Raw genomic sequence first — 18191 nt, 5'->3', positions numbered from 1 at the left:
GAAACGGTGAATGCCATGCCAATGACGATCGGTGTGCCGCGCGAGGTCCACCCGGGCGAGCGGCGCGTTGCCGCGACTCCGGACTCGGTCAAGGAACTGCTCAAGCTCGGTTACCAGGTAGCGGTGGAGACCGGTGCCGGGCTGGAAGCGTCGTTCTCGGACGACGACTACCGCGCCGCCGGCGCGGCCATTGTCGACGCGGCCAGCCTGTGGGCCTCGGTCGACGTGGTGGTCAAGGTGCGCCCGCCGCAGGTCCATCCCAGCCTGGGCGTGGAAGAGGCGGCGCTGCTGAAGAAGCATGCCACGCTGATCGGCTTTGTCTGGCCGGCGCAGCAGATGGCTATGCTCGAGCGCCTGGCGCAGCGCGGCGCAACGGTGCTGGCGATGGACTGCGTGCCGCGCATCTCGCGCGCGCAGAAGCTGGATGCGCTCAGCTCGATGGCCAATATGGCCGGCTACCGCGCGGTGATCGAAGCCGCGCACGCCTTCGGCCGGCCCTTCGCCGGGCAGATCACCGCCGCGGGCAAGATCCCGCCGGCGCGCGTGCTGGTGATCGGCGCGGGCGTGGCGGGGCTGGCGGCGATCGGCGCGGCGCGCAGCCTGGGCGCGGTGGTGCGCGCCTTCGATACGCGGCCGGTGGTGCGCCAGCAGATCGAGAGCCTGGGCGCGGAATTCCTCACCGTCGAGATCGAAGAGGACGGCAGCGGCAGCGGCGGCTACGCCAAGGAAATGAGCCCGGCCTTTATCGAGGCGGAGATGCGGCTTTTCGCCGAGCAGGCGCGCCAGGTCGACATCATCATCACCACCGCGCTGATCCCCGGCAAGCCGGCGCCCAAGCTGCTCGAGGCCGGCACCGTCGGGCTGATGCGCGCCGGCAGCGTGGTGGTGGACCTGGCCGCCGAGCAGGGCGGCAACTGCGTGCTGACGGTGCCGGGCGAAAGCGTGCGCCGCGACGGCGTCACCATCATCGGCTACACCGACCTGCCCAGCCGCATGGCGGCGCAGGCGAGCCAGCTCTATGGCACCAATATCCGCCACCTGCTGAGCGAGCTGACGCCGGGCAAGGACGGCCAGCTGGTGGTGAACATGGACGACGAGATGATCCGCGGCGCGACGGTGCTGCACCAGGGCGCGGTGACCTGGCCGCCACCGCCGCTGACCGTGGCGGTACCGCAGCAGCAGGCGCCGGCCGAGGTGCCGGTGCCGGCCGAAGCCGCGCCGCCGCGCAGCCGCACCGGCACGACGCTGATTGCACTGGCGCTGGCGGCCGCTGCGCTGCTGGGACTCGGGGCGGTCGCGCCACCCGCTTTCATGGCGCATTTCACGGTGTTCGTGCTGGCGATCTTCGTCGGCTACCAGGTGGTGTGGAACGTCACCGCGGCGCTGCACACGCCGCTGATGAGCGTGACCAATGCCATCAGCGGGATCATCGTGGTGGGGGCGCTGGTGCAGCTGGGCAAGCCGTCGCTGCTGACGGCGGTGATCGCGGGCTGCGCGGTGCTGGTGGCCACCATCAATATCGCCGGGGGCTTCCTGGTGACGCAGCGCATGCTGAAGATGTTCCAGCGCGACTAAGGCCAGGGAGAGAACCATGCCATCCGGAATCAGCAATATCGCTTATCTCGCCGCCAGCGCGCTGTTCATCCTCAGCCTGAGCGGACTGAGCCATCCCGCCACCGCCCGGCGCGGCAACATGCTCGGCATTGCCGGCATGGTGATCGCGGTCATGACCACGGTGCTGGCGGGCAGCCCCGACGGCATCGCCATCATCATCGGGGCGATGGTGGTGGGGGGCATTGCCGGGGCCATGCTGGCGCGGCGCGTCGAGATGACGCAGATGCCGCAGCTGGTGGCGGTGCTGCACAGCTTCGTCGGCCTGGCCGCGGTGCTGGTCGGCTACGCCAGCTACCTGGAGCCGACCACGCTCAGCGGCGCCGAGAAGGCGATCCATGAGGTCGAGACCTACCTCGGCATCCTGATCGGCGCGGTCACCTTCACCGGGTCGATCATCGCCTTCCTCAAGCTGCAGGGCACCATGGGCGGCAAGCCGATGCTGCTGCCGGGGCGCCACGTGCTCAACGCCGGCGCGCTGCTGTTGTGCGTGTGGCTGGGCTATGCCTTTTTGGCCGCGCCGGATCCGCAGCAGGGGCTGGTGCCGCTGGCGGCGATGACGGTGATCGCGCTGCTAGTAGGCGCGCACCTGGTGCTGGCCATCGGCGGCGCCGACATGCCGGTGGTGGTGTCGATGCTGAACAGCTATTCGGGCTGGGCGGCGGCGGCGACCGGCTTCATGCTGGGCAACGACCTGCTGATCATCACCGGCGCGCTGGTGGGCTCGAGCGGCGCCATCCTCAGCTACATCATGTGCAAGGCGATGAACCGCAAGTTCCTGTCGGTGATCCTGGGTGGCTTCGGCGCGGTGCAGGCGCAGGGCGCGGCGACCGAGCAGGGCGAGGTGCTGCCGGTGTCGAGCGAGGAAGTCAGCAGCCTGCTCAAGGACGCCAGCGAAGTCATCATCGTGCCGGGCTACGGCATGGCGGTGGCCCAGGCGCAGGGCACCATCAGCGAGATTGCGCGGCGCTTGCGGGCGCAGGGCGTCAACGTGCGCTTCGGCATCCACCCGGTGGCCGGCCGTCTGCCGGGGCACATGAACGTGCTGCTGGCCGAGGCGCGGGTACCGTACGACATCGTGCTGGAAATGGAAGAGATCAACGACGACTTCGAGAAGGCCGACGTGGTGCTGGTGGTCGGCGCCAACGACATCGTCAACCCGGGTGCGCTGGAAGACCCCGCCAGCCCGATTGCCGGCATGCCGGTGCTGGAGGTGTGGAAGGCCAAGACCGTGGTGGTGTCAAAGCGCAGCATGGCGGCGGGTTACGCGGGCGTCGACAACCCGCTGTTCTACAAGGACAACACGCGCATGTGGTTTGGCGACGCCAAGGGCAGCGTCGATGCGTTGCTGCGGCAGCTGGAAGAGGTGGCAGCCTGACCCTGTCGAAGCCGCCGCGTCGGCGGTCGGGAACCTTGTATGTGATATATCTGTAGTCCGAGCTCGCCTTTTAAGGCGATTTCGGATCGACCGCCCGCATTGGTGCGAAATGCGAATAAATGGCCTGGATTGAGGAATTACGCTGATTTACGCGCAGATCCAGCCAGGTTTGCTGCGGTGCACTGACGAAAGTTGGTCACAGAGATAGAAAAGAGCTTGCCGTTCTCTGATATATCACATACCGTATGTCATCAAGACCGGTCGAAACGGAGCCGGCACCGACCGCAGCAGGGCACAGCGCCCGCGCACCACGAACACAAGTCGAAAAGGAGACCAAGCATGTCGGAAGTCGTAGCGAAGCGGGCCCCAGGCACTCCCGCGGCAGCCTGAGTCACAAAAATTCCCACCCCAGTCAAATTTGCATAGAAGGAAGCAACCATGGCAGAAGTCGGAAACGAGCTGCAGCGTCACGCCGCGGAAGAGCAGCAGGCACAAACCGATGGTTTCCATCTGGTCATCGACGCGCTGAAGCTGAACGGCATCGAAAACATCTACGGCCTGCCCGGCATCCCGGTCACCGATCTGGCCCGTCTGGCGCAGGCCAACGGCATGCGCGTCATCAGCTTCCGCCACGAGCAGAACGCCGGCAACGCCGCGGCCATTGCGGGCTTCCTGACGCAGAAGCCGGGCGTTTGCCTGACGGTCTCCGCGCCGGGGTTCCTGAACGGGCTGACGGCGCTGGCGCACGCCACCACCAACTGCTTCCCGATGATCCTGATCAGCGGCTCGAGCGAGCGCGAGATCGTCGACCTCCAGCAGGGTGACTACGAAGAGATGGACCAGCTGGCCATCGCCCGTCCGCACGCCAAGGCTGCGTTCCGCGTGCTGCACGCCGAAGACATCGGTGTCGGTGTCGCCCGTGCCATCCGCGCCGCCGTCTCGGGCCGTCCGGGCGGTGTCTACCTGGACCTGCCGGCCAAGCTGCTGGGCCAGTCGCTGGAAGCCGAAAAGGGCAGGCAGTCGCTGATCAAGGTGGTGGACCCGGCGCCGCGCCAGCTGCCCGCACCGGACTCGGTCGACCGCGCCGTCGCGCTGCTGAAGACCGCCAGGCGCCCGCTGATCCTGATCGGCAAGGGCGCCGCATACGCACGCGCCGAGACGGACCTGCGCAAGCTGGTCGAGAAGACGGGGATCCCGTACCTGCCGATGTCGATGGCCAAGGGCCTGCTGCCCGATACCCATCCGCAGTCGGCGTCGGCGGCGCGCTCCTATGTGCTGGCGGAAGCCGACGTGGTGCTGCTGGTCGGCGCCCGCCTGAACTGGCTGCTGTCGCACGGCAAGGGCAAGACCTGGGGCAAGCCCAAGCAGTTCATCCAGGTCGACATCGCGCCGACCGAGATGGACAGCAACGTCGCCATCGCCGCGCCGGTGGTAGGAGACATCGGCTCGTGCGTAACGGCGCTGCTCGACAAGATCGGCAATGACTTCGCCAAGCCGGGCGCCGACTGGCTGAACGCGGTGGCGGACCGCAGGGACACCAACCTGGCGAAGATGGCCGAGACCCTGGCCAGGGCCAAGGATGCCGCGCCGATGAACTTCCACGGCGCGCTGGGCGTGCTGAAGGACGTGGTCAAGGCCAACCCGGGCATCTCGTTCGTCAACGAGGGCGCCAACACGCTGGACTACGCCCGCGCCGTGATCGACATGTACGAGCCGCGCAAGCGCCTGGACGTTGGCACCTGGGGCGTGATGGGCGTGGGCATGGGCTACGCGGTGGCAGCGGCGGTCGAGACCGGCAAGCCGGTGCTGGCGCTGTGCGGCGACAGCGCATTCGGTTTCTCGGGCATGGAAGTCGAGACCATCTGCCGCTACAACCTGCCGGTCTGCATCGTCATCTTCAACAACAACGGCGTCTACAAGGGCATCGACAAGAACCCCACCGGCGGCACCGACCCGGCGGTCACGACCTTCGTCCCGGGTGCGCGCTACGACAAGATGATGGAAGCGTTCGGAGGCGTCGGCGCCAACGTCACCACGCCGGCGGAACTGGAAGCCGCCGTGAACGAAGCGCTGCGCTCGGGCAGGCCGACGCTGGTCAACGCCGTCATCGACCCCGCTGCCGGCACCGAAAGCGGCCGCCTGACCAACCTCAATCCGCAAAGCTCGGCCAAGAAGTAATTCACCCGATTTCACCCCCTAATCCAATAGGAGACGAACGTGAACCTCCCACTCAACGGCATCAAGATCATCGACTTCACGCACGTCCAGGCGGGTCCCGCCTGCACCCAGCTGCTGGCGTGGTTCGGCGCCGACGTGATCAAGGTCGAGCGCCCGGGTTCCGGCGACGTGACGCGCACCCAGCTGCGCGACATCCCGGATGTCGACGCGCTGTACTTCACCATGCTCAACTCCAACAAGCGCAGCCTGACGCTTGACACCAAGAAGCCGGAAGGCAAGAAGATCCTGGAGCAGCTGATCCGCGAGTCGGACGTGCTGGTCGAGAACTTCGGGCCGGGCGCGCTGGACCGCATGGGCTTCTCGTGGGAACGCATCAACGAGCTGAACCCCAAGATGATCGTGGCTTCGGTCAAGGGCTTCAGCGACGGCCACCACTATGAAGACCTGAAGGTGTATGAAAACGTGGCCCAGTGCGCGGGTGGCGCGGCCTCGACCACCGGCTTCTGGGACGGCCCGCCCACGGTCTCCGCCGCGGCGCTGGGCGATTCCAACACCGGCATGCACCTGGCGATCGGCATCCTGACCGCGCTGATCGGCCGCGACAAGACCGGCAAGGGCCAGAAGGTGGCGGTGTCGATGCAGGATGCGGTGCTGAACCTGTGCCGCGTCAAGCTGCGCGACCAGCAGCGCCTGGACCGCCTGGGCTACCTGGAAGAGTACCCGCAGTATCCGCATGGCACCTTCAGCGACGTGGTGCCGCGCGGCGGCAACGCCGGCGGCGGCGGCCAGCCGGGCTGGGTGCTGAAGTGCAAGGGCTGGGAGACCGATCCCAACGCTTATATCTACTTCACCATCCAGGGCCATGCCTGGGAGCCGATCTGCAAGGCGCTGGGCAAGCCGGAATGGATCGACGATCCCAACTACGCCACCGCCAAGGCACGCCAGCCGCATATCTTCGATATCTTCAACACCATCGAGGCATGGCTGGCCGACAAGACCAAGTACGAGGCGGTCGACATCCTGCGCAAGTTCGACATCCCGTGCTCGCCGGTGCTGTCGATGAAGGAGATTGCCGCCGATCCGTCGCTGCGTGCCAGCGGCAGCATCACCGAGGTGCCGCACAAGGAGCGCGGCAGCTACCTGACGGTGGGCAGCCCGATCAAGTTCTCCGACCTGAAGCCGGAGATCACCGGCTCGCCGCTGCTGGGCGAGCATAGCGAAGAAGTGCTGGCCGGCCTGGGCTACGGTGCGGAAGACATCAAGCGCCTGCGCGAGTCCCAGGTGATCTGACGCCGACCGCCGGCATTCGTGCCGGCGCCGACGCCGGGGCCCGCGCGTACAGCGGGCTCCGGCGTTTTTGCTTGTGACGCCGCGATGTGGCACGCTACCTTGATGGCACCGGCGCGCCCCGGCCGCTGCCGTTTGCAGATGACGAGAGGGAATCCCCATGACAGAGCAGATCGACTACGCGCAACTGGTGTCCGCCATCGGCGACGCCATCATCATCTCCGACGCCAAGGGCGCCATCACGCTGTGGAATCCGGCCGCCGAGCGCATGTTCGGCTTCACCCAGGCCGAAGCCATGGGCCAGTCGCTGGACCTGATCATCCCCGAGCGGCTGCGCGGGCGGCACTGGGAGGGCTACGACAAGACCATGGCGACCGGCATCACGCGCTACGGCCATGACTTGCTCAAGGTGCCGGCGGTCGACAAGGACGGCAAGACGATGTCGATCGCCTTCACCGTGGCGCTGCTCAAGGACGCCGCCGGCGCCGTCACCGGCATCGTCGCCGTGATCCGCGACGAGACCGTGCGCTTCCAGGAAGAGCGGGCGCTGAAGAAGCGGCTGGTGGAACTGGAGAGCCAGGTCAAGGAACAGGCCTGAGTGCGCGCTTGCATGACTCCGGCACCGGTGGACTTCACCTCGTCTTAACCCGGCCTTTGCGGTACCAAAAGCGTTGACGTGGTGCCGGACGGCCGCCAACATTGGGAGCCTGACCAGAACAAGACAGGGAGACAACATGGCCCGTCAGGCTTCGGCGGCTTCGGTCGTCCACGGCGGCGCGACCGTCGGCCAGCTCTATACCGCGGCGCTGCGTGCACGGCCTGGCGTACCCGCCGTCGTCGGCGACGACGTCACGCTGAGCTACGAGGCGTTGGCCCGGCAAAGCGCGCGCATCGCGCGGCTGTTCGCTGCCCGCGGCCTCGCGCGCCAGCACGCCGTGGCCTTCCTGGTGGGCAATCGCGCCGAGGCGGTCGCGGCCATCATCGCCGCACAACTGGCCGGGCTGAAGGCCGTGTCCCTGCACCCGATGGCGGCGCAGGCCGACCATGCTTTCGTGCTGGAAGACGCGGGCGTGCAGGCGCTGGTGGTCGACAACGCCCGCTTCACCGAGCGGGCGCGCACGCTCGCCGCCAGCACCCGGCTGCAGGTGCTGCCGCTCGACGATGGCGAGTTCGGCCCCGGCCTGGCCCGCGCCGCGGCGGACTTCGACGACGCGCCCGTGGTCCCCGGCGATGACCCGACCGAGATCAGCAAGCTGTCGTACACTGGCGGCACCACCGGACGTTCGAAAGGCATCCTGCATACCCACCGCACCTCGGTCACGATGCTGCAGTACATGCTGGCCACCTACGAATGGCCGGCGCAGGTGCGTTACCTGGTGACCACGCCGATCTCGCACGCGTCCGGCAGCCTGTTCCTGCCGACGCTGCTGCGCGGCGGCACCATCTACCTGTGCGACAAGTTCAGCCCGGCGGACTTCCTGCGCCGCGTCGCCGAGCACCGCATCAACCTGACCTTCCTGGTGCCCACGCAGATCTACGGGCTGCTGGATTGCGATGGCCTGGACACGGCCGACCTCTCCAGCCTGGAACTGGTGCTCTACGGCGCGGCGCCGATCGCCCCCGTGCGCCTGGCCGACGCGCTGCGCCGCATCGGCCCGGTGTTCGGGCAGATCTACGGCCAGGCCGAAGCGCCCATGTGCATTAGTTACCTGAGCCCGCGCGACCATGATCCGGACCACCCCGAGCGCCTGCGCTCGTGCGGCAAGGTGATCCCCGGCAACCAGGTCAGGCTGCTCGACGCGCAGATGCGGGAAGTCGCGCCGGGCGAGGTGGGCGAGCTGTGCGTGCGCGGCCCGCTGGTGATGGAGGGCTACCTGAACCGGCCGGAAGAAGATGCCAGGGTCTTTGCCGGCGACTGGCTCCATACCGGCGACATGGCGCGCTGCGACAGCGAAGGGTTCCTGTACCTGGTCGACCGTGCCAAGGACATGATCATCAGCGGCGGCTTCAACGTGTACCCGAGCGAAGTCGAGCATTGCCTGGCGCTGCATCCGGCCATTGCCATGTCCGCGGTGATCGGCGTGCCCGATCCCAAGTGGGGCGAAGCCGTGACGGCCGTAGTGGTGGCCCGCCCCGGCACTGACCTGACCGAGGCCGACGTGATCGCCCACGTGACCCGGCACAAGGGGGTGGTCAACGCACCCAAGCAGGTGGTGTTTGCCGATGCGCTGCCGCTGACGGCGCTGGGCAAGATCGACCGCAAGGCCATCCGCGGCCGTTACTGGGGCGGCCAGGATCGGCAGGTGGGCTGAGCGCGGCCCTGCCGACCGGCTCGGCGGCCGACGGGTTCGCAGGGCCGGGCGCGGAATGCTGCGACGATTCCCGCACGCGCTGCAGCACAGCGCCGGGGCGCGGTGGCGTGGAGCTTGCACGGATGGTGCAGCGCGTTGCCGGGCACAACGCGGAGGCCCGCCCTCGCGCGGCGGAAACGGTAAAAGCGGGAGAGCCGTGTGAAAATTACTGGCGCTGCGTGCAGCAGGACGGATAAAGCCACGCGGGTGGGGGCCGGACTCAAGCGCGTTTTCCGGCGTGCCGCAGTAGCATCGCGCCCAGTGGCAGCGCCAGCCCGAAGGCGACGTAGACCAGCGCCAGCATGCCGGGCGACAGCCGGCGCTCGAAGCCAGGGGTGAGGCGATGGGGCGTGCACTTCAGGTCGACGAAGCACGCAATGCCGGCAATCGCCAGGCCGCCGAGCACGCGCGTCGGCGCCGTGGGGTATACGGCAGGACGCGTGCTGGGGTGGACATCGCCATGTGTGGCGCCGACGGCCATCGCGCCTTCGTAGAACGCCGCCCAGAACACCGACATCGCATGGTGGATGACATAGCCCAGCACGGTATGCCGCACCGACGGCCGGTTGACATGCACGGCACGTTCGCCCCAGACCCAGTGGCTGACGGCGTTGACGGGCGCGAAGGCGCTGCCGCAGTCGACGCTGCCGCCGCAGGCCAGCATGCCGGTGGACAGCAGGCTGGCGCAGGTGCCCGAGACCACGGCGCGGCGCAGCACCGTGGCCCCATCCACCGGGTGCTGGTGCTCGGCGCCAGCGGCTTTATCGGCCGCCATGCCTGCGCCGCAATGCTGGCTGGAGGATTCCATGTGATCGCGGGCGTGCGGCGCGTGCCCGCGCACGATGCACCCGAAGCGCCGCACAGCGGCCATGCCTGCACGGCAAGCGAATTCCGTGCCGTCGATTTCGCGCGGATGACCGCGGCAGCGGACTGGGCGCCGCTGCTGGCCGATGTCGACGCGGTGGTCAACCTGGTCGGCATCTTCCGCGAGACCGCGACGCAGCGCTTCGACGTGCTGCACCGCGCCGCGCCGCAGGCGCTGTTCGATGCCTGCCAGCGCCAGCGCGTGCGGCTGGTGGTGCAGATGTCGGCGCTGGGTGCCGACGAACACGCGCTGACCGATTTCCATCGCAGCAAGCGCACGGCCGACCAGCACCTGCTCGGGCTCGGCATCGATGCCGTGGTGCTGCAGCCGTCGCTGGTGTTCGGTGCCGACGGCACCAGTGCGCAGTTGTTCTGCGCGCTGGCGACGCTGCCCTGCCTGGCGCTGCCGGGCGGCGGCGGGCAGCCGGTGCAGCCGGTCCATGTCGACGACGTGGCGCAGGCCATCGTGGCGTTGCTGGCCGAATGGGGCGGCGCAGCGCCCTGGCGCTCCGGCCGGCTCGCGCTGGTGGGCCCGGCGCCAATGCCGCTGGCCGGCTACCTGCAGGCGTTGCGCCAAAGCCTGGGTTTGCGCGGCAAGGCCTGGCTGCTGCCGCTGCCGCGCGCGCTGGCCCGGGCCGTGATGCCGCTGGCCGAACGCGCCACCGGCGGCGTGCTCGGGCGCGATGCGCTGACCATGCTGGACCAGGGCAGCGTGGCGGATCCGTCCGCCCTTGCCCGCGTGCTCGGGCGGCCGCCGCGGGCGGTGCCTGCATTCATCCCGCCGGGACTGCGCGGCGCGTTGCGCGCGCAGGCGCTGCAGCGCTGGATCCATCCGCTGTTGCGCTGGAGCCTGGCCTTGGTGTGGTTCATCACCGCGGCGGTTTCGCTGGGGCTGTACCCGGTGGCCGACAGCTATGCCTTGCTTGCGCGCGCGGGCGTGCCGCCGGCGCTGCAGCCGCTGGCACTGTATGGCGCCGCGCTGCTCGACCTCGCCTTCGGCGTGCTGTGCGTGCTGCCGCGGCGCCCGCGCTGGCTGTGGCTGGCGCAGATCGCGCTCATCCTGGGCTACACGGCGATCATCAGCGTGCGCCTGCCGGAATACTGGCTGCATCCGTATGGCCCGCTCAGCAAGAACGTGCCGATGCTGGCCGTGCTGTGGTGGCTGCACCTGACCGAGGAGCGGGCATGGACTACGTCACGCTGAAATGGCTGCATATCCTGTCGGCAACCTTCCTGTTCGGCACCGGCGTGGGCAGCGCCTTCTACCTGGTCGGCGCGACGCTCACGCGCAATGTCCGCACGGTTGCCGCCACCGCGCGCATGGTGGTGATCGCCGACTGGATCTTCACCGCTTCGACGGCAATACTGCAGCCGCTGACCGGCTATGCGCTGGTGAAGATGGCCGGGTTCTCGTGGTCGGTGCCGTGGCTGAAGTGGTCGGTGGTCCTTTATGCCGTCGCCATTGCCTGCTGGCTGCCGGTGGTCTGGCTGCAGAAGCGCATGCGCGACGTGGCGCTGGACTGCACCGGGCCCCGGCTGCCGCGCGCCTACTGGCGCCTGTTCTGGTGGTGGTTCGGGCTGGGGTTTCCGGCGCTGCTCTCGTTCCTGGCCATCTTCTACCTGATGGTGGCCAAGGTCAGTTGAACAAAAAACGGCGAGGCCGCTGTCGCGCGCCTCGCCGTGAACCGATCGGACCCGCTCAGTTGAGGTGGCCGACCGCGCGCAGGTACTCGTTCTTTTTCTCGAAGATCAGCCCGCTCAGGAACGCGGCGTCGTAGGCGGCCAGCAGGTGAGGGTGGTGTTCCTCGATATAGCGGGCCACTCGTCCCTTTTCGCATTCGATGCCGCACAGCCATTCATACATGGCGGCGTCCCAGCGAAAGCGCAGCCCCAGTTCGATGAAGGCCGCGTTATACGCCGCGAGCTGGGTCTCGCGCGGAATCGGCTGGTTGTCGGCGCCGACCGTGATGGCGGCGTGGCGGCTTTCCTGCTGGGCTGGGTTCATGCTGGTCTCCTCGGATGCGCGCTGGCAGTTGGGTTGAGACAAGCATAGGGAGGGCAAAGGATTTACGATAATTAAAGTTTCATAGCAAAACCATAAGTCATCGTTTATACACCAGTTCAGGCATCCTGGCGGATCAAGCCTTCCACGCCCGTGATGGTCTGGATCAGTTCGGCGCCTTCTTCCATCAGGAACTGCTTGAACGCCAGCGCCACCGGCGGCAGCCGCTTGTTCTTGCGGTGCACCACGTACCAGTTGAGCATCACCGGAAAGCCTTCGATATCGAGCACGGCAAGCTTGCCGGCCTGCAGTTCCAGGCCCACCGTATGCGCCGACAGGAAGGCGATGCCCATATTGGCGATCACGGCCTGCTTGATGGTCTCGGTGCTCTTGATTTCCATGGCGATGCGCAGGTTCGACAGCCGGCCGGCAAAGCCTTCCTGCATCGAGTTCCAGGTGTCCGAGCCCTTCTCGCGCGAGACAAAGGCCTCGTCGGCCAGTGCGGCCAGCGGGATATTGCGCTCGCCCACCAGCGGATGGCTGGGCGCGGCGACGATCACGTAGGGGTGCGGGGCAAAGGCCTCATTGATGGTATCCATGCCCTCGGGCGGGCGCACCATCACGGCAAGGTCGGTCAGGTTGCCGGCCAGCTGGTGCAGCAACTCTTCGCGGTTATGCACGGCCAGGTTCAGCGTCACGCCCGCGTGGCGGTCCATGAATTCCGCCAGCAGCCGCGGAAAGAAGTAATCGCCGGCGCTGATCACCGCGACATTGAGGCGCCCGCCGGAGATGCCCTTGAGCTGCGACATGGCGTCTTCGGCCTCGCGGAACTGCTGGATGATGCTGCGGCTGTAATGCAGCATTTCATGGCCCGCCGGGGTCAGGTAGATCTTCTTGCCGAGCTGCTCGAACAGCGGCAGCCCGACGTGGTGTTCCAGTTGCCGCACCTGTGTCGACACCGCGGGCTGGGTCAGGTGCAGTTCCTCGGCGGCGCGGGAAAAGCTCATATGGCGGGCAACGGTCTCGAAGACCTTCAGCTGCCGCAGGGTGGCGTTCTTCATCCGGCTCCCGTCCTATAAACGATCCGCTATATAAACGATAAAAAACTTTATGCATTACTGATCTTAGATTCAAGTAGCATCAATCGTCAGCTTTTCCATGACCCGCCCGAATCCGGCACTCCGGCAGGAGCCAGCCGCCGGCCACCAGCACGGCCGATAACAACGATGGCTGCCGACAGCCACGCCAAACACCAAGGAGACTACCGTGACCGGACCGAACGCAACCGCGCGTGCCCCGCGGCGCCGTGCCCTGCCTGAAGACAACAGGCTTCGCCCCAGCCAGGCCGGCATGGGGCAGGGGAGCAGGCCATGAATATCTCGCTCCCGCAACTGAAGGCGTTTGCCGCCGTGGCGCGGCACAAGAGCTTTACGCGCGCCGCGGTCGAATTGGGCCTGACGCAATCCGCGGTCAGCCGCAGCGTGCGCGAGCTGGAAGAAGAGATCGACCAGCGGCTGTTCGACCGCACCACGCGCCAGGTGGAACTGACCGACGCGGGCCAGCACCTGTCCCAGCGCATCTGCCACCTGATCGAAGAGGTGGAGCAGACCTTGCGCGACAGCCAGAGCGCCAGCCGGCCGTGCCAGGGCCTGGTGCAGATCGCGTCGGACCCGGTGCTGAGCTCGATGTCGCTGCCGACCTGGCTTGCCGGGTGCCGGCAGGCGTGGCCGGCAATCGCCATCCACCTGAAAGACCGTCCGCAGGAATCGGTGCTGCAGAGCGTGCGCAGCGGCGAGGTCGACTTCGGCATCGCCACCGATCCGCGCGCCGGCGATGACCTGTATTGCGAGCCGTTGTGCGTTGACCCCTATTACGCCGTGCTGCCCGCCAAGCACCCGCTGGCCCAGCACGACACGGTAGGGTGGGGCGACCTGTGCGATGCCAGTGTACTGACGCTGGACCAGCAGTGCGGCGTGCAACCCGTGGTGGAAAAGGCGCTCAGCAGCTATCACGTGCGCGCCGGCTCGCTGCAGTTGCTGGGCCATTTCGCGGCGGTGTTCGGCATGGTGGCGCTGGGGCTGGGCATTGGCGTGGTGCCGTCGCGGGCGCAGGCCGGCGGCATGCATCCGGCTGCCGTCATGCGGCCGTTGCGCCCGCAAGTGACATCGACCGTGATGCTGGTGCGGCGCAAGAGCCGGTCGCTCAAGCCCAACGCCGCCGCGATCTGGGACGCCTTGCGCGGCCAGGAGTACCAGGAGCCGCCTGTCCGCAGGCGCGAAGCGACGACGGTGTAAAGAGGAGGGCCGGCAGGCGGAGGTGTTGGATTAGTGCAAAACCTCTATTGATATATTACATACAGGATATTTACACATAGTGCGGCGCAGCATATAATGAAAACTCCTGATCACAACGCTCGGAGTTTTCAAAATGGAAGTCGCTCTTCTCGTCGCCCTTGGCCTGGCCCTGATTGCTGTCGGTGTGGGCGTGACCACGCTGCTGGCCACGCGCCTGCCCATGGATGTTCTGGTAACCGCGCAGGATCACGGCCGCTTTGCCGGCCTGGGCTCGAACCAGCACAGCGACGGCATGGGCCGCGCCAGCGCGTCGCGCATCGTGCCGGCCGCTGGCGAACTCGCCTATGCCTGAAGCACGCCGGCGCGCAGCGCTTTCGCGCTGAAGCGCCGATGGCAAGGGCTGTAGCGGCCGGCATCCCTTGCGACCATCATGGCGAGCACGGCCGCCGCTCTCTTTATCCCCTCCTTATCTTCCCCTCAGTTCGCTACAGCGAACGCCCTGGCGCCTCCTTGCGCGCGTTTCTGGTCTCGCCATCGGCGCTGTGTGTGCCAAGACCCGGGTGGATTCAACGACCTTCCATATCGAAACGGACACGGTCAGGCATCCATGTCTGCATCTAGGGACTTTCCCGAACTGATCGTTTTCCCGGTTTTTCGATGGCGCGATCCCCGGCATGCTTGCGGATGCCGTGCGTTGGCCGATTTATGATCCGACGCGAGGTAACTGCTTGATTTCCAATGACTCTTGATGCCGCCGGAACCGACATCGATGCTGCTTGCGCACCAGTCGCACGCACGCAGTGACGGCTAAGGCGCCAGGTGACGCGGCTGAATGCTGCACAGCCGCGACGAATACGCTTGACTTACCTGATATATCACATACCGTATAGCACTGGAACGGCTCAGCTGTTCTTCGACCGAGAGTCAACGCAGAGGCGTCTACAGGCGCCCATCTTCCACCTTGGCGGTTCGCCGCTATAAGGAGACATCATGGAATTGCAGCAGACGGAGTCCACGTCACGCTTTGCGTCGCCGTGGGTGCAACTGGTATTCGGCGTGATCTGCATGGCGATGATCGCCAACATGCAGTATGGCTGGACCCTGTTCGTCAACCCGATCGACGACAAATACGGCTGGGGCCGTACCGCGATCCAGGTCGCATTTACCATCTTCGTTGTGACCGAAACCTGGCTGGTACCGATCGAGGGCTACCTGGTCGACAAGTACGGCCCGCGCCCGGTGGTGGTGGGCGGCGGCCTGCTGTGCGCGGTGGCCTGGGCGCTCAACTCGGTGGCGTCCTCGCTGCCCATGCTTTACGTCGCGGCGGCCATCGGCGGCCTGGGCGCGGGCGCGGTGTATGGCACCTGCGTGGGCAATGCGCTGAAGTGGTTCCCGAATCGCCGCGGCCTGGCGGCGGGGATCACCGCGGCGGGCTTCGGCGCCGGCTCGGCACTCACCGTGGTGCCGATCGCCAACATGATCAAGACCTCGGGCTATGAAGCGGCATTCCTGTGGTTCGGCCTGGGCCAGGGGCTGGTGGTATTCATCCTCGGCATGGCCCTGTACCCGCCGTCGGCCAAGATCCTGAGCGAGGTCAAGACCACGCTGAAGACTGCCGCCACCTACAACGCGTCGCCGCGCGAGGTGCTGAAGTCGCCGATCTTCTGGGTCATGTACGCGATGTTCGTGATGATGGCCGCCGGCGGCCTGATGGCCACCGCGCAACTGGGCCCGATCGCCAAGGACTTCGGCCTGCACGAGGCGCCGATCTCCATCCTCGGCCTGACGCTGCCGGCGCTGACCTTCGCGCTGACCATCGACCGCGTGCTCAATGGCCTGACGCGTCCGTTCTTCGGCTGGATCTCCGACCATATCGGCCGTGAACGCACCATGTTCTTCGCCTTCGCGGTCGAAGCCGTCGGCATCCTGCTGCTGTCGAAGTACGGCCACCATCCGGTTGCCTTCGTGGTGCTGACGGGCGTGGTGTTCTTCGCCTGGGGCGAGATCTACAGCCTGTTCCCGGCCACCTGCGGCGACACCTTCGGGCCCAAGTTTGCCGCCACCAATGCCGGCCTGCTGTACACCGCCAAGGGCACGGCCGCGTTGCTGGTGCCGTTCTCCAGCGTGATCACCGCCGCCACCGGCAGCTGGCATGCGGTGTTCATGGTGGCTGCTGGCATGGCGGCACTGACCGCGGCGATGGCGCTGTTCGTGCTCAAACCGATGCGCGAGGCCCATGCCCGCAAGTATGTGCATGCCAACACGGCGGCGCCGATGGGCTACCGTACCGTGCCCGAAGACCTGACCTGATGAAGAAAGCAGTACGGCACCCACCGGCGCCGGCAGTACCCGGACGCGTGCGGCTGCGATGCCTGCACAGCCGCCGCGCGCGGTAGCACAATACGACAACAACAAGGCACGACAGGAGGGCGGCCCGCCGGGCGCCTTCCTGATCGCGCAGCGCATACCCACAATCAACATCCAGGCACGCCATGAACCAGGTTGTCATTCCCCTCGAGGCGACGGGCCTCAGCCGGCAGCGCAAGCGCCGCCAGCCCAAGGGCCGGCAGGTCGACGCGGCCGCGCTGGCCGAAGTGCGCGTGGCGCTGGGCGACATGCCGCGCCGGCGCGACCTGCTGATCGAACACCTGCACTGCATCAACGACCGCTACGGCCAGCTCGCCATGCCGCACCTGGTGGCGCTGGCCAGCGAGCTGCGGCTGTCGATGACAGAGGTCTACGAGGTCGCCACCTTCTACCACCACTTCGACGTGGTGCGCGAGGATGCCGACGGCCAGATCGCGCCGCCGCCCGCGCTGACCGTGCGCGTATGCGAAGGCATTGCCTGCGAGCTGGCCGGTGCGCAGGCGCTGATCGACAAGCTGCCGGCGCTGCTCGGCACCGAGGTGCGCGTGATCGCCGCCCCCTGCATCGGCCGCTGCGAGAAGGCGCCCGCCGCGCTGGTCGGGCAGAACCCGGTCGACAATGCAAGCGCCGAGGCGATCGGCACTGCCGTGCAGGCCAAAGCGGTGCGCCATGCGCCCGAACCCCATATCGACTACGACGCTTACCGGCGCGACGGCGGCTATGCCTTGCTGAAGGACCTGGCCGGCGGCGGGCTCGATCCGGCCGCGGTACTCGCCACGATGGAAGATTCCGGCCTGCGCGGCCTGGGCGGCGCGGGCTTCCCGACCGGGCGCAAATGGCGCATCGTGCGTGGCGAAGCCGCGCCGCGGCTGATGGCGGTCAATATCGACGAAGGCGAGCCGGGCACCTTCAAGGACCGCGTCTACCTGGAACGCGATCCGCACCGCTTCCTCGAGGGCATGCTGATCGCGGCGCGCGTGGTCGACGTGGCGGCGATCTACATCTACCTGCGCGACGAGTACGCCGGCTGCCGTGCGCTGCTGGCCGAAGCCCTGCGGCAGCTGCAGCAGGACCCGCCGGTTCCGGGCCTGCCGCGCATCGAGCTGCGTCGTGGCGCCGGCGCGTATATCTGTGGCGAAGAATCGGCGATGATCGAATCGATCGAAGGCAAGCGCGGCATGCCGCGGCTGCGCCCGCCCTATGTGGCACAGGTGGGCCTGTTCGGCCGGCCGACGCTCGAGCACAACTTCGAAACCTTGTACTGGGTGCGCGACATCATCGAGAAGGGCGCCGAGTGGTTTGCCTCGCAGGGGCGCAACGGGCGCAAGGGGCTGCGTTCGTTCTCGGTCTCGGGCCGGGTCAAACGCCCCGGCGTGCACCTGGCGCCGGCCGGGATCACGGTGCGCGAGCTGATCGACGAATACTGCGGCGGCATGCTCGACGGCCATGCGTTCTACGGCTACCTGCCGGGCGGCGCGTCGGGCGGCATCCTGCCGGCGGCGCTGGGCAATATCCCGCTGGACTTCGACACGCTGCAGCCCTACGGCTGCTTTATCGGCTCGGCCGCGATCGTGATCCTGTCCGACCACGACAGCGCCACGCAGGCGGCGCGCAACCTGATGCATTTCTTCAAGCATGAGTCGTGCGGGCAATGCACGCCGTGCCGCACCGGCACGGCCAAGGCGCTGGACCTGATCCGCCAGCCGAAATGGGACCTGGCGGCGCTGGATGACCTGTCCGCGGTGATGCGCGATGCCTCGATCTGCGGCCTGGGACAGGCCGCGCCGAACCCCGTCGACTGCGTGATCAAGTACTTCCCGCACGAACTGGCCTGATGCTGGCCCGAGCCTGAGAGACAG

The 18191-nt window shown here is 67.2% G+C and carries 15 protein-coding genes; 12 read left to right on the top strand and 3 right to left on the bottom strand.

Going from position 1 to position 18191, the window contains the following annotated elements:
• Window positions 1-15 precede the first annotated feature (15 nt).
• From FHX60_RS10230 to FHX60_RS10205, 6 genes are all read left to right on the top strand, one after another.
• Window positions 16-1575, top strand: coding sequence for a Re/Si-specific NAD(P)(+) transhydrogenase subunit alpha (locus FHX60_RS10230; RefSeq protein ID WP_183283270.1), 1560 nt, complete (start codon window positions 16-18; stop codon window positions 1573-1575).
• Window positions 1576-1591: 16 nt separating this feature from the next.
• On the top strand, window positions 1592-2989 hold the full coding sequence (gene pntB, locus FHX60_RS10225) for a Re/Si-specific NAD(P)(+) transhydrogenase subunit beta (RefSeq protein ID WP_183283269.1): 1398 nt from the start codon (window positions 1592-1594) through the stop codon (window positions 2987-2989).
• A gap of 438 nt (window positions 2990-3427) precedes the next feature.
• Window positions 3428-5167 (top strand): oxalyl-CoA decarboxylase, encoded by a 1740-nt coding sequence (gene oxc / locus FHX60_RS10220; RefSeq protein WP_183283268.1) that lies wholly within the window; start codon window positions 3428-3430, stop codon window positions 5165-5167.
• Window positions 5168-5206: 39 nt separating this feature from the next.
• Window positions 5207-6457: a formyl-CoA transferase gene (frc, locus tag FHX60_RS10215; protein ID WP_092309966.1), complete on the top strand. Its 1251-nt coding sequence runs from the start codon at window positions 5207-5209 to the stop codon at window positions 6455-6457.
• A gap of 157 nt (window positions 6458-6614) precedes the next feature.
• Window positions 6615-7052 (top strand): PAS domain-containing protein, encoded by a 438-nt coding sequence (locus tag FHX60_RS10210; RefSeq protein WP_092309963.1) that lies wholly within the window; start codon window positions 6615-6617, stop codon window positions 7050-7052.
• A gap of 136 nt (window positions 7053-7188) precedes the next feature.
• On the top strand, window positions 7189-8766 hold the full coding sequence (locus FHX60_RS10205; protein WP_183283266.1) for an AMP-binding protein: 1578 nt from the start codon (window positions 7189-7191) through the stop codon (window positions 8764-8766).
• Between the two features lie 259 nt (window positions 8767-9025).
• On the opposite strand, the gene FHX60_RS10200 is transcribed toward FHX60_RS10205, so the two are convergent.
• Window positions 9026-9580, bottom strand: a complete 555-nt coding sequence (locus FHX60_RS10200; protein WP_221209950.1) for a hypothetical protein — start codon at window positions 9578-9580, stop codon at window positions 9026-9028.
• A 12-nt stretch (window positions 9581-9592) separates the two neighbouring features.
• On the opposite strand from FHX60_RS10200, the gene FHX60_RS10195 reads away from it, so the two are divergent.
• Both FHX60_RS10195 and FHX60_RS10190 read left to right on the top strand, forming a co-directional pair.
• Window positions 9593-10873, top strand: a complete 1281-nt coding sequence (locus tag FHX60_RS10195) for an SDR family oxidoreductase (protein WP_244981245.1) — start codon at window positions 9593-9595, stop codon at window positions 10871-10873.
• Window positions 10855-11313: a DUF2269 family protein gene (locus FHX60_RS10190; protein ID WP_183283263.1), complete on the top strand. Its 459-nt coding sequence runs from the start codon at window positions 10855-10857 to the stop codon at window positions 11311-11313. The genes FHX60_RS10195 and FHX60_RS10190 overlap by 19 nt, the downstream gene beginning before the upstream one ends.
• A gap of 55 nt (window positions 11314-11368) precedes the next feature.
• Here the strand turns inward: FHX60_RS10190 and FHX60_RS10185 are convergent, their stop codons facing one another.
• The gene (locus FHX60_RS10185; RefSeq protein ID WP_012356314.1) at window positions 11369-11674 is read right to left on the bottom strand and encodes an HAD family hydrolase; all 306 of its coding nucleotides are present in this window, start codon (window positions 11672-11674) and stop codon (window positions 11369-11371) included.
• Window positions 11675-11790: 116 nt separating this feature from the next.
• Window positions 11791-12732, bottom strand: coding sequence for a LysR family transcriptional regulator (locus FHX60_RS10180; protein WP_183283261.1), 942 nt, complete (start codon window positions 12730-12732; stop codon window positions 11791-11793).
• 309 nt (window positions 12733-13041) lie between these two features.
• On the opposite strand from FHX60_RS10180, the gene FHX60_RS10175 reads away from it, so the two are divergent.
• The 4 genes from FHX60_RS10175 (at window position 13042) to FHX60_RS10160 (ending at window position 18167) form a co-directional block, all read left to right on the top strand.
• Entirely contained in the window at window positions 13042-13965 is a 924-nt protein-coding gene (locus FHX60_RS10175; protein WP_112775512.1) for a LysR family transcriptional regulator, read from the top strand.
• Window positions 13966-14098: 133 nt separating this feature from the next.
• Window positions 14099-14317, top strand: coding sequence for a hypothetical protein (locus tag FHX60_RS10170; protein ID WP_183283260.1), 219 nt, complete (start codon window positions 14099-14101; stop codon window positions 14315-14317).
• A gap of 638 nt (window positions 14318-14955) precedes the next feature.
• On the top strand, window positions 14956-16275 hold the full coding sequence (gene oxlT / locus FHX60_RS10165) for an oxalate/formate MFS antiporter (RefSeq protein WP_092309942.1): 1320 nt from the start codon (window positions 14956-14958) through the stop codon (window positions 16273-16275).
• Between the two features lie 182 nt (window positions 16276-16457).
• Window positions 16458-18167 carry an NADH-ubiquinone oxidoreductase-F iron-sulfur binding region domain-containing protein gene (locus FHX60_RS10160; protein WP_112775511.1) on the top strand — a complete coding sequence of 570 codons (1710 nt, stop codon included), beginning with the start codon at window positions 16458-16460 and terminating at the stop codon, window positions 18165-18167.
• Window positions 18168-18191: the final 24 nt, after the last annotated feature.

Origin of the sequence: Cupriavidus alkaliphilus (assembly GCF_014191175.1) — a bacterium.
Taxonomy (GTDB): Bacteria; Pseudomonadota; Gammaproteobacteria; order Burkholderiales; family Burkholderiaceae; genus Cupriavidus; species Cupriavidus alkaliphilus.
The sequence above is the reverse complement of the archived record's forward strand: the minus strand, read 5'-3'. Positions and strand labels throughout refer to the sequence as shown.

What these genes read in the sequence shown, in the direction of transcription:
- oxc (WP_183283268.1), top strand. Translation starts at nt 3,428, where the DNA reads ATGGCAGAAGTCGGAAACGAGCTGCAGCGTCACGCCGCGGAAGAGCAG.
- FHX60_RS10170 (WP_183283260.1), top strand. Translation starts at nt 14,099, where the DNA reads ATGGAAGTCGCTCTTCTCGTCGCCCTTGGCCTGGCCCTGATTGCTGTC.
- FHX60_RS10160 (WP_112775511.1), top strand. Translation starts at nt 16,458, where the DNA reads ATGAACCAGGTTGTCATTCCCCTCGAGGCGACGGGCCTCAGCCGGCAG.
- FHX60_RS10190 (WP_183283263.1), top strand. Translation starts at nt 10,855, where the DNA reads ATGGACTACGTCACGCTGAAATGGCTGCATATCCTGTCGGCAACCTTC.
- pntB (WP_183283269.1), top strand. Translation starts at nt 1,592, where the DNA reads ATGCCATCCGGAATCAGCAATATCGCTTATCTCGCCGCCAGCGCGCTG.
- FHX60_RS10180 (WP_183283261.1), bottom strand. Translation starts at nt 12,732, where the DNA reads ATGAAGAACGCCACCCTGCGGCAGCTGAAGGTCTTCGAGACCGTTGCC.
- FHX60_RS10185 (WP_012356314.1), bottom strand. Translation starts at nt 11,674, where the DNA reads ATGAACCCAGCCCAGCAGGAAAGCCGCCACGCCGCCATCACGGTCGGC.
- FHX60_RS10210 (WP_092309963.1), top strand. Translation starts at nt 6,615, where the DNA reads ATGACAGAGCAGATCGACTACGCGCAACTGGTGTCCGCCATCGGCGAC.
- FHX60_RS10175 (WP_112775512.1), top strand. Translation starts at nt 13,042, where the DNA reads ATGAATATCTCGCTCCCGCAACTGAAGGCGTTTGCCGCCGTGGCGCGG.
- oxlT (WP_092309942.1), top strand. Translation starts at nt 14,956, where the DNA reads ATGGAATTGCAGCAGACGGAGTCCACGTCACGCTTTGCGTCGCCGTGG.
- FHX60_RS10200 (WP_221209950.1), bottom strand. Translation starts at nt 9,580, where the DNA reads ATGGCGGCCGATAAAGCCGCTGGCGCCGAGCACCAGCACCCGGTGGAT.
- FHX60_RS10205 (WP_183283266.1), top strand. Translation starts at nt 7,189, where the DNA reads ATGGCCCGTCAGGCTTCGGCGGCTTCGGTCGTCCACGGCGGCGCGACC.
- FHX60_RS10230 (WP_183283270.1), top strand. Translation starts at nt 16, where the DNA reads ATGCCAATGACGATCGGTGTGCCGCGCGAGGTCCACCCGGGCGAGCGG.
- FHX60_RS10195 (WP_244981245.1), top strand. Translation starts at nt 9,593, where the DNA reads ATGCTGGCTGGAGGATTCCATGTGATCGCGGGCGTGCGGCGCGTGCCC.